The organism is Pseudomonas sp. H11T01 (assembly GCF_048515765.1).
Lineage (GTDB): Bacteria > Pseudomonadota > Gammaproteobacteria > Pseudomonadales > Pseudomonadaceae > Aquipseudomonas.
The window spans coordinates 1-12,707 of sequence record NZ_JBLYED010000028.1; the positions used below are offsets into that span (position 1 = coordinate 1).

The 12,707-nt window shown below is 57.6% G+C and carries 13 protein-coding genes and 1 pseudogene; 7 read left to right on the forward strand and 7 right to left on the reverse strand.

The annotated features are described in order from the left end of the window. Window positions 1-133: 133 nt before the first annotated feature. Window positions 134-535, forward strand: a pseudogene (locus tag ACN1C3_RS27240) (hypothetical protein); the annotation flags it as partial. Window positions 536-661: 126 nt separating this feature from the next. On the opposite strand, the gene ACN1C3_RS27245 reads toward ACN1C3_RS27240, so the two are convergent. After that, window positions 662-976, reverse strand: coding sequence for a PepSY domain-containing protein (locus ACN1C3_RS27245; RefSeq protein ID WP_419118833.1), 315 nt, complete (start codon window positions 974-976; stop codon window positions 662-664). 65 nt (window positions 977-1,041) lie between these two features. Beyond that, complete coding sequence (locus ACN1C3_RS27250; RefSeq protein ID WP_419118834.1) at window positions 1,042-2,181, reverse strand: glycerophosphodiester phosphodiesterase; 1,140 nt, start codon at window positions 2,179-2,181, stop codon at window positions 1,042-1,044. A gap of 239 nt (window positions 2,182-2,420) precedes the next feature. Between ACN1C3_RS27250 and ACN1C3_RS27255 the strand changes: the two genes are divergently transcribed. Continuing rightward, the gene (locus tag ACN1C3_RS27255; RefSeq protein WP_419118835.1) at window positions 2,421-2,750 is read left to right on the forward strand and encodes a DUF2025 family protein; all 330 of its coding nucleotides are present in this window, start codon (window positions 2,421-2,423) and stop codon (window positions 2,748-2,750) included. Here the strand turns inward: ACN1C3_RS27255 and ACN1C3_RS27260 are convergent. Both ACN1C3_RS27260 and ACN1C3_RS27265 read right to left on the reverse strand, forming a co-directional pair. Beyond that, complete coding sequence (locus tag ACN1C3_RS27260) at window positions 2,747-3,070, reverse strand: antibiotic biosynthesis monooxygenase family protein (protein WP_419118836.1); 324 nt, start codon at window positions 3,068-3,070, stop codon at window positions 2,747-2,749. The two genes, ACN1C3_RS27255 and ACN1C3_RS27260, sit on opposite strands and share 4 nt — an antisense overlap. Then, the gene (locus ACN1C3_RS27265) at window positions 3,067-3,786 is read right to left on the reverse strand and encodes a CTP synthase (protein ID WP_419118837.1); all 720 of its coding nucleotides are present in this window, start codon (window positions 3,784-3,786) and stop codon (window positions 3,067-3,069) included. Before ACN1C3_RS27265 ends, ACN1C3_RS27260 begins: the two co-directional genes overlap by 4 nt. Window positions 3,787-3,811: 25 nt before the next feature. Between ACN1C3_RS27265 and ACN1C3_RS27270 the strand changes: the two genes are divergently transcribed. Then, window positions 3,812-4,759, forward strand: a complete 948-nt coding sequence (locus tag ACN1C3_RS27270) for a LysR family transcriptional regulator (RefSeq protein ID WP_419118893.1) — start codon at window positions 3,812-3,814, stop codon at window positions 4,757-4,759. A 33-nt stretch (window positions 4,760-4,792) separates the two neighbouring features. Here ACN1C3_RS27270 and ACN1C3_RS27275 read toward each other — a convergent pair whose 3' ends face one another. Then, window positions 4,793-5,332 carry a DUF1003 domain-containing protein gene (locus ACN1C3_RS27275; RefSeq protein ID WP_419118838.1) on the reverse strand — a complete coding sequence of 180 codons (540 nt, stop codon included), beginning with the start codon at window positions 5,330-5,332 and terminating at the stop codon, window positions 4,793-4,795. A 191-nt stretch (window positions 5,333-5,523) separates the two neighbouring features. Beyond that, a complete protein-coding gene (locus tag ACN1C3_RS27280) occupies window positions 5,524-6,132 on the reverse strand; it encodes a TetR/AcrR family transcriptional regulator (protein WP_419118839.1) in 609 nt (202 codons plus the stop codon). Window positions 6,133-6,335: 203 nt separating this feature from the next. Here ACN1C3_RS27280 and ACN1C3_RS27285 point away from each other — a divergent pair, with 203 nt between their 5' ends. The 3 genes from ACN1C3_RS27285 (at window position 6,336) to ACN1C3_RS27295 (ending at window position 9,723) form a co-directional block, all read left to right on the forward strand. Then, window positions 6,336-7,394 carry an MBL fold metallo-hydrolase gene (locus tag ACN1C3_RS27285; RefSeq protein WP_419118840.1) on the forward strand — a complete coding sequence of 353 codons (1,059 nt, stop codon included), beginning with the start codon at window positions 6,336-6,338 and terminating at the stop codon, window positions 7,392-7,394. A gap of 134 nt (window positions 7,395-7,528) precedes the next feature. Further along, window positions 7,529-9,073 carry an amidase family protein gene (locus tag ACN1C3_RS27290; protein ID WP_419118841.1) on the forward strand — a complete coding sequence of 515 codons (1,545 nt, stop codon included), beginning with the start codon at window positions 7,529-7,531 and terminating at the stop codon, window positions 9,071-9,073. Between the two features lie 92 nt (window positions 9,074-9,165). Next, window positions 9,166-9,723, forward strand: a complete 558-nt coding sequence (locus ACN1C3_RS27295; protein ID WP_419118842.1) for an AAA family ATPase — start codon at window positions 9,166-9,168, stop codon at window positions 9,721-9,723. Here the strand turns inward: ACN1C3_RS27295 and ACN1C3_RS27300 are convergent. Further along, window positions 9,705-10,022 carry a helix-turn-helix domain-containing protein gene (locus tag ACN1C3_RS27300; RefSeq protein WP_419118843.1) on the reverse strand — a complete coding sequence of 106 codons (318 nt, stop codon included), beginning with the start codon at window positions 10,020-10,022 and terminating at the stop codon, window positions 9,705-9,707. The two genes, ACN1C3_RS27295 and ACN1C3_RS27300, sit on opposite strands and share 19 nt — an antisense overlap. 259 nt (window positions 10,023-10,281) lie before the next feature. Between ACN1C3_RS27300 and bglX the strand changes: the two genes are divergently transcribed. Then, complete coding sequence (bglX, locus tag ACN1C3_RS27305) at window positions 10,282-12,573, forward strand: beta-glucosidase BglX (RefSeq protein WP_419118894.1); 2,292 nt, start codon at window positions 10,282-10,284, stop codon at window positions 12,571-12,573. Window positions 12,574-12,707 lie beyond the last annotated feature (134 nt).

Here is a 12,707-nt window from a genome sequence, read left to right on the forward strand (position 1 = left end):
GGCATCATTTGCTGTACAGCCCAGTCTTTGAAGTCGTTGGTGTAACGTTTAGACATTGCTATGCACCTTCGCCCCCTTGAATGAATGAGTCAATCTACAAGGGCGACAGGTAGCCTGACACGGAGGGACCTCCAGCAAAGTCGCGACCAGCGACAGCACCGATACCAGCAAGACCGACAGCACGTCCGCAACGACGGCAGGCACTGCTTCGGCCACCGACACGTCGAAGGCCGCAGCAGGTGGCGCACCGGCCTCGGGCGGCAGCAGTTCGAGCAGCTCAGAATCGGATTCGGTGAAGGCCCTGCGTAAGCAGATTGCTGAACTGCAAAAGCAACTGCAGGAGCAACAGCGACAGCTTCAAGCCGCGCAGGCGAGTCAGAAAAGCGAAGACGCAAAAGCCGCAGACGTGGCCGCCGCGCAGTCGCAGATAGCAACCACTTCAGGCTCCTTGCAGACCGCTACTGCTGCGCTGTTGCAAGCCTTGCAAGAGTCGAACAGCAGCACCTCGGGCTCGCTGGTCAGCACCTCGGCGTAATGCTGAAAATCGGGTGAACGCAGCGCTTATCCTCCGTAGCAGCTGGCGAAGCCTGCTGCTACGTAAATCAGCGCATGCAAAAAAGCCGCGCGACCTGAGGGCTGCGCGGCTTTTGCTGTGATCTGCTTACTTGTCTTGTTTATTGCTTAGTACCTGAGCGCTCTTGGCGTCCAGGTTCACGTCCCACTTAACACCTTTAGCGTCGCGTATTTCGACCTGGTAGACGTAATTCGCGCCATTTTGCTCCAGCTCGGTGTCAGTGATGTTGGCTGCTGTCGTGCCTGGATGCTCGGCGAGGGCGGCCTGGTTAAGTTTTTCCAGATCCATGATGGTGCCGGCTTTGAGCAGGACTGGAATCAGATCAGGGCGCACGTCGGCTTGGGCCAGGCCGGCGTTCAGGGTCAAGGCAGTGGCGGCGAACAGGGCTGTCAACGATTTCATCGGGTCATTCCTTGGGGTGAACTGTTTAAGTGGGGGCACCATAGCGCGCCGAACTTAATTCACCCTTAATAGCCGTTCGCCTCAAGCAATTGCACGACGCTGGCTGGAGCGGGGCGTTTGAAGTACTTGAGCAACTCGGAGGCGCGGTTGGTGAAGATGCCATCGACACCGGCGTCCATCACCTTCTTGTAATCCACCGGTTCGTCGATGGTGTAGACATGCACCAACAGACCCTTGTCGTGGGTGAAGGTGTTCATCCACGGCTGCACCAGATCCGAATAGCTTTGATCGCCACCCTTGGTCAGCGCTGCCGAAGGCCCAGTGCCAATGGCGCCTTGAGCCTTGGCGTAGTCGACCCATTTCTCGAATTCGGCTTTGTCCTTGGGTTCCTGTTTGGCGTAGTAAGCGGCCTTGTCCTTCTCACCGCTGGCGGCGAAAGTGACGTTGGATTTGGGTTCGATACTGCCTTCCCCGACCCACAACAGAAGGATTTTCGGTACCTGTGGCATTTCCTTTTGCAGCAGTTCCAGGCTGCTCTTCTCAAAGGTTTGCAGCACGACTTTGCCTTTACCCTGGCCGACCGCTAAATCGCTTTTTGCCAGTTTCGAGCCGGCCGGGCTCAGCCAGCCACGGTCCTGCAATTTATCTTTCAGGTCGCTTTCGATGCCCGGAAACTGCTTTGGCTCTTTGGTCTCGATGTACAGCCCGGGTTTGTGCTGCGGGTTGCCTTGAGCAATATCGATGATTTCGTCGAGGGTCAGGATTTTCAGACCGACATAGGCCGGGCGGGCGCGGTCCGGGTAAGCCTTGTTGAACCAGCTGCCGGCATCCAGGGTTTTCAGTTCGGCCAAGGTGAACTCGTTGGCGGGGCTGTCCTTGCGCTCGGGGAATTTGCTCGCGACGTCGGTGGTGCGCTGCAGGTTGTTGTCATGCAGGGCGAACAGCACGCCGTCCTTGCTGCGTTGCAGGTCCATTTCCAGGTAGTCGGCACCCAGGTCACGCGCCAGTTTGTAAGCGGCTGCGGTGGATTCCGGTGCATCGAAGGACGCGCCACGGTGGGCAATCACTGCCGGGTGCGGGATGCCCGTTGCAGTGGCCAAGGCGGTAGGGCTCGGCTGGCTGGCGGCCTGTGCCTGGGCCAGTCCGAGCATCGGGCTGAGCATCAGGCTTAGCAACAGGGCGCTTTTGCGGAAGGTGGCAGGCATATTCTCGAAGTCCTTTCGTGGAGAGCGATATCAAAGAAGTACCTTTCTAACAACTGAGCGCCGCTTGCGCTATCGCGAAACCGACATAAACCTGTGTGAAGGGCATTCTTTCAGCGCTTTTGTGCGGTCCTTTGCAGTACTCTTTGGCCCGGCAGTTTCCCCGTCAGAGGGAAACCCTTTCTTGCCCTGTGTGTAAACCATCGATCACCTGTCCTTCGGGATCTACCGTGAGGTTTACCATGCGCATCACTTCCCAGCTTATCTGCCAGGCCGCCGACCAACTCAAAGGTTTCGTCGGTTTGAATCGCAAGACCGGTCAGCATATCGTCCGCTTCAGCGAAGACTCCTTCGGTATGGACGTCGCCGATGACGCGATCATCCCCACCAGCGAGTTCGTCTGGCAACCTGCGGACGGTCAAACCATGACCCTCAAGCGTGAGCTGATCCAGTTGTTGCTGGACCAGAACATCGACGACCGCATCAACATCACCGAGCCGCTGCGGGTCTACATGCGCCGCGAGGACGTGCCGGAAATCTGCGCGCTGCGCAGTTTGGTGCAGACGGTCTAACGCTCGAACGCGTAAGCCCGCTCAACTTTGCACACCCGCGTATGACAAGCCTCATACCAGGTCGCGCGCCCTTGTTCGCGAACTTCAGTGTGTTCGGCGTGATGTTTCCAGGCGAGGATCGCGGCTTCACTGGCCCAGTAAGACACGGTGATGCCGAGCCCGTCTTCACCCCGGGCCGACTCTACACCGAGAAACCCCGGTTGCTCACGGGCCAGTTCGACCATGCGCTCGGCGGCTTGCCCGTAACCTTGATCCCCCTCGGTACGCAGCGAAGTGAAAATCACCGCGTAGTAGGGCGCCGCTGGCGTCTTGGCGATCATGCCCGGTCCCTCGCGCAGGCCGTGAGCAATGCACTGACCAGCGGCGGGATCGTGCCGGCCAATGCGGCGCGTTCGGGCTGGAACAGCGTAGCGACAAAGAATGGATGGCCGCGCAGCTCGACGGCCCGCAGATCACCTGTCGAATCGTGCCCGGTGGCACACAGGCTTCGCGTCAGCAATTGCGTTTCGAACTCGGGATTGACGCCATAGCGGCAGTGATAGCCTTCGCGGATTTCCAGTGCGCCATAGGCGTTGGCGATCAGCGAACCTTCAACCAGATGGATGCTGTCAACGGCCTCGACCAATGAGCAACTCAATGGCGTGAGCAGGGCGCGTGGGGCATCCGGTGAGGTTTCGCCATGCTCGGCATCGGCCCAGCCGAGCACATTGCGTGCGTACTCAAGTACCGCATGTTGAAAGCCGCCGCAGGTTCCCAGAAACGGTCGTTGCTGTTCGCGGGCATAACGGATAGCCAGCAGTGCGCCGTCCCTATCGCGGTAAGGGCTGGCAGGTACGCACCAGAAACCGTCGAAGCCGTTCAACGGGGTAGCCGATGTGATGCTATCGGTGGGAAGCCACTCAAACTGCACCTTCAGACCAGCACTCTCGGCCGCCATGGTCAGTGCCAGCGGGATGGCCTGGTGGGCGATGACTTCGCGGTCGTAGTCACCGATCAGAGCGATGTGGATGGGGGGCATATCTGAAGTGGTTTCCATGGAGTTCTCCCGGTGTGACCAAGGCTTGTTGATTCCTGGAACCCACTATAGATTGGCGTTCACGCAATTAATATTGGCGTTTACCCAAGTGTTCAATGCACCAGCGCACTATCAACTCGATTATCCAGACCTGTCACTGATCCTGGCGCTGGTGCGCGGCGGCTCTCTGGCCCGCGCAGCGGCGCTGTTGAAGGTCGATGTCTCGACGGTATTCCGTGCAGTACGCAGACTGGAAGCCGCCTTGGGTCAGGAACTGTTCGAAAAAAGCCGTGCAGGCTATCTGCCGACCAGCATGGCACAAGCCTTGGCCGAGCAGGCTGAACGTGCCGAGCAAGCGTTGGAAGCGGCGCGTATTGGCGTGGAGCAGGGCGGGGAAGTCATTAGCGGCACGGTCCGCCTGACCTGCACCGATTCGGTCCTGCAAGGTTTGCTGTTACCGGCTCTGGCGCAATTCATGCCGACGTACCCGGCCTTGAGCATCGAGTTGAGTACGTCCAACGATTTTGCCAACCTCAGCCGCCGCGACGCCGATATCGCGTTGCGCCTGACCAGCGCACCTCCGGAACATCTGGTCGGGCGCTGTCTGGGCGCGGTGTCATATCGGGTTTGCGCCAGTGCGGCCTACCTGCAATCGGTCGACCCCTGTGATCTGGCTCGGTTGGTCTGGATCGCCCCGGATGACTTCCTGCCGGATCATCCCACTGTCGCCTGGCGCCGTCAGCAATTGCCCGGCGTACTGCCGAGTTACCGCTGCAACAGCATGCTGTCGGTCACTGAACTGGTGCGTGCCGGGTTGGGCGTCGCAGCGCTGCCAGACTTCCTGATCGGTGAATCGGGGCTGCAACCCTTGAGTGAGCCCCTGCACGGTTACGACACCCGTCTATGGCTCCTGACCCGCCCCGACTGCCGCGCCTTGCGCTCGGTGGTGACGCTATTTGATGAGCTGGCGCGTAGCGTGCGGTTGCCCAAGTGAGACCCATTTTCACTTCATAGAGTCTTTGCGAGCTCAAGCCTTGGGCTCATCCTTGCGCACAAAATGCTGATGCATTTCGGAGGTCAGGTTTTCAATACGCTCGGTCAGCGACTTGGTCATCTCAGTCAAGCGGGTGTTTTGCTCAAGCAATTCCATTAACTGCGCGGTGTTGTGCGCCGCTTGTGCCTGGCGCTTGGTGTTGGCGGTGGCCAGGGCCTCACGGTGCTTGGCGTCGGCGTCGGTCTGGGCTTTGTCGCGAGCCGCCTGGCGTGTTTGCGCCAGCAAAATCAGCGGCGCAGCGTAGGCCGACTGCAGGCTGAACGCCAGGTTGAGCAGGATGAAGGGATAGAGGTCGAAATGGGTCACGCCGAACAGATTGAGGCAGACCCAAATGACCACGATCAGCGTTTGTGCACCCAGAAAAGTCGGCGTCCCGAAGAAACGCGCAAAGGCTTCGGCCCTCAGGGCAAAGCGGTCGGTGCCGAAGGTCGGGGCCAGGTGGGCGTGAGGGCGGTGAAAGCGCAGGTGATCGATATTATCGGGGAGCTCTGTTTCGGGTTTGGCTGAGTTCATGGTGCTCTCTGCAATGCGGTGGGACTGGGGCCTACTATAGCCTCGACTTATTCAGAAACACTTTGTCGTATTTTATTTGGCATCGCTGCTCATTGGATAAACCGCATGAATAGTGTCATTTATTCCAAGCGCAATAATCAGTGTGCTTCAACCGCCCGATGGAGCCTGGTAATGCCTCAGCGACCAACTGACTACCGCTGATAGCAGGCCAGGAACATGTCCAGCGCCGATTCCACGACGGTGGTCTGCATCTCGGGCGACAACGCTGGCTGGTTCATGGAGATTTGTGGCCAGAAGGCGAACGCCTTGATCAGCCCCTGCACCTGTTGTGCGGCGAAACACGGGTCAACAGGTTTCAATCTGCCGTCGGCCTGGGCTTCGCGAATCCACACAGTAAGGCCTTCTTCACGCTCCCCCAGCCTTGCAACCATGTCCTGAGCCCGCTCGGGAGAGTGGATAGTGGCAGCGATCGCCACGCGCGCCAGGTCGAGAAGGTTGTTGTCCGCCAGCAGGTACAGTTTTGCCCGTAACAACTCTTCCAGTTGCCCGCGTAGCGGGAGATCGTTGCGGTAGACCGTATCCGGCTGGGCGCTGATGCTGGTCCATAATTTATTTAGGATCTCGGCGAACAGCTCTTCCTTGCTGGGGAAGTGGTTGTACACCGTGCGCTTCGAAACCCCAGCCGTGGCGGCGATCTTGTCCATGCTGGTGATGTCGAAACCATTGGCACGGAATTCGACAATGGCCGCCTGGATGATGGCTTCGCGTTTTCGGTCGGTGAGGCGCAGCGCAGCTGTCATAAATTGGCTTCGGCAGGGGAAATTGAAATTACACTCGGTAGTTTACTTAGTCTCTCGTTTGTTGCAATCTAGAAACTACACGGTGCAGTGTAAATGCGCAGTGAAGAAATAGAGTTTTCGGCTGAAGCGTGCATGCATTGGCCAGTTATCATCCAACAACGGAACACCGGAACCTCACGGTTTTCCTTGGAGTCACATCAATCATGGCCACTCTCTCATCTCGCGCCCACGGCGCCCCCAGCCTCAAAGCGTCTTTGCAAGACGAAGGTCATTACCGTAACCACGCGACAGTACCGCGCGAAGGCTTTCGCAAAACCTTGCGGATATTCTGGAACATGCTGTTCCACAAGCCGCGTAATACCCGCCCGGCCGGCGCTATCCCGGTTCAAACCCTGACCCGCGAAGCGCTGTTGGCCGCGCCGAATCACAGTGTGTTCCGTCTCGGCCATTCGACCGTGCTGCTCAAGCTGCACGATAAGTTCTGGCTGACCGACCCGGTCTTTGCCGAGCGTGCATCGCCGGTGCAATGGGCCGGACCGCGGCGCTTTCATCAGCCGCCTATTAGCCTGGAAGCATTACCACCGATTGAGGCGGTGATCCTTTCCCACGATCATTACGACCACCTCGACCATCAATCCATTCTCAAACTGGCCGACAAAGCCCGGTATTTCCTCGCGCCGCTGGGCGTGGGCGATACGCTGATCAAATGGGGCATCGATGCCAGCAAGGTGCGCCAACTGGATTGGTGGCAGGGCACTGAAGTGGACGGTATTCGCTTCATCGCCACACCCTCGCAACACTTTTCCGGCCGCGGGCTGTTCGATGGCAACAGCACACTGTGGGCATCCTGGGTCATGATCGATGGCGACACCCGGATCTTTTTCAGCGGTGATACTGGTTATTTCGATGGCTTCAAACGCATCGGTGAACAATACGGTCCGTTTGATCTGACGCTGATGGAGACCGGCGCCTACAACGTCGACTGGCCGCATATCCATATGCAGCCAGAGCAAACCCTCCAGGCACATATCGACCTCAAAGGTCGCTGGTTGCTGCCAATCCACAACGGCACCTTCGACCTGTCGATGCACGCCTGGCACGAACCGTTCGACCGCATTCTGGCCTTGGCCTGGGAACGTAATGTGTCCATTACCACGCCGCAAATGGGCGAAGCGTTCAACCTGACCCAACCCCAGCGTGGGCGGGCTTGGTGGTTGGAGGTCGAAAGCGAGACGTGCTCGGAGCACCGCGCGCTGACCTGACAGACTGCGCGTTTGGTTGAATAGTCGTACACGTGAAGGGGAAGGGTACTCGGGAGCTATCCCGAGTCCTGCCTTAGGCTGATTGAGAGAGTGAATAAATCACTCGTCATTCAACTTTGACAGGACGTCTACACATGAAGGGATTCTTTGAAAATGGTTTGGCGGCAGCCATAAAGATTGCCGTGTTCAGTACTTTTCTAGGGGCGTGGGGCGTGAGTCATGCCCAAACGCCCGACCCCGACCTCACGTTGATGCAAGGCATCGAAGATGCCAGTGTCAGCGAAATCAGTGAAAAAATGGCCCGCAGCGGACTGACATCCGTTGCGTTGGTCGAGCACCTGCTGGATCGAATCAGTGCACTGGATAAGCAAGGACCGATGATCAACGCGATCATTGAACTCAACCCGGATGCGGTCTCGATTGCCGCCGCGCTGGATCGTGAGCGTCAGGAAGGACGAATTCGTGGCCCGTTGCATGGCATACCGATTTTGCTCAAAGACAATATCGACACCGGTGACCGGATGCAGACGACCGCCGGGTCGTTGGCAATGGTGGGGCAACCAGCGGCTCAAGATGCTTTTATCGTTCAGAAGCTGCGAGACGCAGGGGCGATCATTCTGGGGAAGACCAACCTGAGTGAGTGGGCGAACTTTCGCGGGAACGGTCTACCCGACGGTTGGAGCGGGCGGGGTGGGAAGACGAAGAACCCCCATCTACTCGATGGCTTTGCTTGCGGCTCCAGCACGGGGTCTGCCGCTGGCGTAGCCGCAGGGTTTGCCCCATTGGCGGTGGGAACGGAAACCTCTGGCTCGATTGTTTGCCCGGCCTCTGTGAACGGTGTAGTCGGGCTGAAACCAACGGTGGGCCTGCTGGGCCGATCCGGGATTATTCCTGTGACGCGCAAGCTGGATACGCCAGGCCCGATGACGCGCACTGTGTTTGATGCCGCGCTGTTGCTGAATGCGATGCAGGGCTTTGATCCTGCTGATCCGGCGAGTGCCAGTGTTCCGAATGGCGAAAAGGATTACACCGCAAACCTGACTCCAGGCGCCCTGGAGGGGCGGCGCATCGGTTATCCCAATAAATTCGAGCCAGGTAGCGATGCGTCGAAAAAAGATCCGCAATTTGCCCAGGCGCTGGACACCCTGCGTGCGGCAGGCGCCATTTTGATTCCCACAGAAGTTCACGATCCCAATGATGGCGCGCGTGTCGATCAGGCGATGTTTATGGGGCTCAAGCGCGATCTTCCTGCCTACCTTGCAAACCGCACTGGCCTTGCCATTCAAACAGTGCAAGACCTTGTTGATTTCAACAGGATAAATCCTGGGCCTGAGGGGTATGGGCAAGAGGGGCTCGAAGGGTTAAGCGGTATTGCTTTCGACGAGGCGGTCTATAACGATCTTTGGCGATCAATCAACAGTGAAAATGGACAGGTCATTGATGACTTGATGGCAAAGCACAACCTGGAAGCATTGATTTCTGATGTTGAATCACCCGCTATGAACGTCGCATCCTTGGCTGGTTACCCCGGCATCATGGTGCCCTCGGGTATCGACGCTGATGGATTGCCAGCCTCGGTTTTCTTTTTTGGCGAGCGCTGGAGCGACGAAAGGCTCCTGGCATTTGCCTATAGCTATGAACAAGCCTCTCTAGCGCGACAAGTCCCAACTTTCAGGTAGGTCGTTTCGTCGATTGGAGCCTGCTGCCAACGGAGGAACCGGAGAGTTACCATGGTGCATCAAAAGTGGAAGCACCTCGTCAGGAACGGACCATGACATACAAAATCCACCTTTTCGGTGCCTCCGGCTCTGGCACCACCACGCTGGGCCAGGCATTGGCCCAGCGATTGGGTATCGCCCATTTCGACTCGGACGCCTTCTACTGGCACAGTACTGAGAGCCCCTTCAGCAGCAAACGGACCCCCGACGAACGTATTCAATTGCTGCAAGAATGTGTCACGGGTCTGGAGAGCTGGGTGCTGTCCGGTTCCCTCTGTGGCTGGGGCGACCCGATAATCCCTGCGTTTACCCACGCCATTTTCGTTCGCCTCGATCCCGAGATTCGCATACACCGCCTGCGCGCTCGGGAATTTCAACGCTACGGTGAACAGGTCTTCAACGGCGGCGAACGCTACACCGCCACCCAAACCTTCCTCACCTGGGCCGCCGGCTATGATAAAGGCGACCACGGCACCCGCAGCCTGCGCCGACATGAAACCTGGATCGAAACGCTGAACTGCCCAGTGATACGGGTGGATTCAACGCAGTGTTCGGTTGAGGCATTGGTGGGGCAGGTGTTGGATACGCTGCATCACTCAATCATCGAATAATCAGCCCGCCCGACCGGATCAGGCGTGGAGCCTTTGACGTTCATGCCTCTACCCGGCGCAAAGCCTGGGAAAAACACCAATCCTTCTGCCTCCAGCCGAAACGCCAGGGCCAGACGCGTAACATCCAGCAAGTCGTCTCTGGCTTCAAAGCGCTGTATGGCGTCTACTGACACCCCGGATTCTTGAGAAAGCTGCTCTAGGCTCCAGCCCAATAGCTCGCGGGCCTGTGCGCAGTGTTCGGGGGTGAATTGATAAAGGGCGATACGTTCGAGGGTGATTTTCATCGCAAGAGAGGCCATGGTTTTCTCCGGGGCTCGAGAGTGGCGATTCAATAAAATACTGTGTTTTTGTACAGTTGTTTTATGCCCGGATCAAACTCATTTTTTTGATCGATTCTATTTTTTTCGCTCTGACAGGCCGTCGGCGCTTGCCCCAACACCGATATGTCCCAGGCCCCTCGATGACTATCATGATGAGTATGGGGTGCCAGTAGACATTGATTTCCATTGGCCGAGTCTATGGCTCAACAACCTTGTTGTTGGTCCGAGGACGGACAAAATGAAAATGACAACGTTGGTGGGCATGTTCATTCTGCTGCTTTGTCAGTCGGCGTGGGCTGAGGTGGGGCCCGTTCCCGGGGATGACAAAGCATTGTTCATCGCCAATCTCATGCAGCGCATGACTATCGAAGAAAAAATCGGCCAGCTCAGACTGAACTGTATCGGCCAGCAAATGCCTCAAGAGACATTTCTTGAAGAGGCTACCTCTGGGCAAGTAGGTGGCCTCTTTTATGTGGCTGGCCGTTCGGATCTCCGAGCGTTTCAGGACGCCGCCTTACGCAGTCGTTTGAAAATCCCTTTGTTCTTTGCCTACGACGTCATTCACGGTCATCGCACGTTGTTTCCGATTGGCCTTGGTCTGGCTTCCACCTGGGACATGGACGCCGTCGCTTTGAGCGCACGCATCGCGGCGCAGGAGGCGAGTTCCGATGGCCTGGACATGGTGTTCTCCCCCATGGTCGATATCACCCGAGACCCGCGCTGGGGACGGATGTCTGAAGGTCTGGGCGAAGACTCTTATATGGCCTCGCGGTATGCCCAAGTGATGGTCAACGCGCTGCAAGGGTCGACACTGGGTGCAGCGGACAGTGTCATGGCCAGCGCTAAGCATTTTGCGTTGTACGGTGCGACGGAGGGCGGCCGCGACTACAACTCGGTCGATATGAGCTTGCCCAGGATGTATCAAGACTATTTGCCCCCTTACCGTGCTGCGGTGAAGGCTGGCGTGGGGGCCATGATGCTGACCTACGTCGCAATCAATGGTACGCCCGCCACCTCCAATATCTGGTTGATCCATGATTTGTTGCGCAAGCAGTGGCACTTCAAAGGTCTGATCATCAGCGATTTCGATGCGGTCAACGAATTGGTTACCCATGGCGTGGCGCGCGATGGCCGTGAGGCCGCCATGCGGGCAATCAAGGCAGGGGTAAACATGAGCATGGACGACACGCTGTATCGCAATGAGCTGCCGGGACTGTTGAAATCAGGAGATGTCTCGCAAGAGGAAATCGACGAGGCGGTGCAAGCAGTGCTGGGTGCCAAATACGATCTGGGGCTTTTCTCAGATCCCTACTTGCGAATTGGTACCGCCAATGAAGATCCGCAAGATATCAATGCCGAGTACCGCCTACACCGGGCACAGGCCCGTGAAGTCGCGCGCAAGAGTCTGGTGTTGTTGAAAAACCAGGCCAATGTGCTGCCGCTCAAGAAGGACGCCGTGTTGGCCGTCGTCGGGCCCTTGGCGAAAAGCCGTCTCGATATCCTGGGGACCTGGAGCTCCATCGGCTCGCCGGTGCAGGCGGTATCGGTCTATGACGGTATCGCCAATGCGTTGGGTGACCCAGCCCGATTACTGTACGCCCGGGGCGCCGATATCACGGATGACCCATCGGTCCTCAACTATCTGAACCAGCCCGGCGCCAACCCGTCCGATGTCGAGGTCGATCCACGCCCTGCGCAACAAATGATCGAGGAGGCGGTCAAGGTCGCTGAGCAGGCCGACATCGTCGTCGCGGTGGTCGGAGAGTCCCGCGGCATGTCATATGAAGGCGCGAGCCGTGCGAGCCTGGGATTGCCAGGCTATCAGTCCGATCTGATAAAAGCGCTGAAGGCCACCGGTAAACCTCTGGTGCTGGTCCTGATGAACGGCCGTCCACTTTCCATCGGCAAGGAACAAGTCATCGCAGATGCTGTTCTGGAAACCTGGTACAGCGGCACCGAAGGCGGCAACGCGATCGCTGATGTGCTGTTTGGAGACTACAACCCTTCCGGAAAACTGCCGATTACATTCCCGCGCTCCGTGGGCCAGATTCCGACTTACTACAACCACTTGAACACCAGCCGGCCACCCTTGGCGGATAATCCTCGCGCAGCGACCTCTCGCTATTTCGACGAGGCGTTCGGCCCGCTTTACCCCTTTGGTTTCGGCCTGAGCTACACGCAATTCAGTGTGTCCGAGGTGACGTTGACCAGCAAACGCCTGGAGCGCGGCGATACGCTGGGTGCGAGCGTCGTCGTGAAAAATATCGGACAGCGGGAGGGCGAGACGGTTGTGCAGCTTTATATTCGGGACGTGATCGCCTCCATCAGTCGCCCCGTCATGGAGTTGAAGGGCTTTGAGAAGGTCATGCTTCAGGCTGGGGAAGAGAAAGTCATCCATTTCACCCTCAGCGAGAATGATCTGAAGTTTTACAACGCGCAGTTGAAGTACGCGGCGGAATCCGGTGAGTTCAGGGTGCTGATCGGGCTGGATTCTCAGAATGTGAAGGTGGGTAGTTTTGAGCTGCATTGAAAAATTGATAGTTCGCCACATGCCTCGGTATTGGTGGCAGCGCCACCTAGAAGCTCAACAGACTTATTAACAATAAATCAACAGCAGTGATTGAATGTCACCCCTCCTGATTTCAATACAAGGAAAGGCCTCGT

Coding starts and splice junctions, on each gene's coding strand:
- ACN1C3_RS27245 (WP_419118833.1), bottom strand. CDS start 976: ATGAAATCGTTGACAGCCCTGTTCGCCGCCACTGCCTTGACCCTGAAC.
- ACN1C3_RS27250 (WP_419118834.1), bottom strand. CDS start 2,181: ATGCCTGCCACCTTCCGCAAAAGCGCCCTGTTGCTAAGCCTGATGCTC.
- ACN1C3_RS27255 (WP_419118835.1), top strand. CDS start 2,421: ATGCGCATCACTTCCCAGCTTATCTGCCAGGCCGCCGACCAACTCAAA.
- ACN1C3_RS27260 (WP_419118836.1), bottom strand. CDS start 3,070: ATGATCGCCAAGACGCCAGCGGCGCCCTACTACGCGGTGATTTTCACT.
- ACN1C3_RS27265 (WP_419118837.1), bottom strand. CDS start 3,786: ATGGAAACCACTTCAGATATGCCCCCCATCCACATCGCTCTGATCGGT.
- ACN1C3_RS27275 (WP_419118838.1), bottom strand. CDS start 5,332: ATGAACTCAGCCAAACCCGAAACAGAGCTCCCCGATAATATCGATCAC.
- ACN1C3_RS27280 (WP_419118839.1), bottom strand. CDS start 6,132: ATGACAGCTGCGCTGCGCCTCACCGACCGAAAACGCGAAGCCATCATC.
- ACN1C3_RS27285 (WP_419118840.1), top strand. CDS start 6,336: ATGGCCACTCTCTCATCTCGCGCCCACGGCGCCCCCAGCCTCAAAGCG.
- ACN1C3_RS27290 (WP_419118841.1), top strand. CDS start 7,529: ATGAAGGGATTCTTTGAAAATGGTTTGGCGGCAGCCATAAAGATTGCC.
- ACN1C3_RS27295 (WP_419118842.1), top strand. CDS start 9,166: ATGACATACAAAATCCACCTTTTCGGTGCCTCCGGCTCTGGCACCACC.
- ACN1C3_RS27300 (WP_419118843.1), bottom strand. CDS start 10,022: ATGGCCTCTCTTGCGATGAAAATCACCCTCGAACGTATCGCCCTTTAT.
- bglX (WP_419118894.1), top strand. CDS start 10,282: ATGAAAATGACAACGTTGGTGGGCATGTTCATTCTGCTGCTTTGTCAG.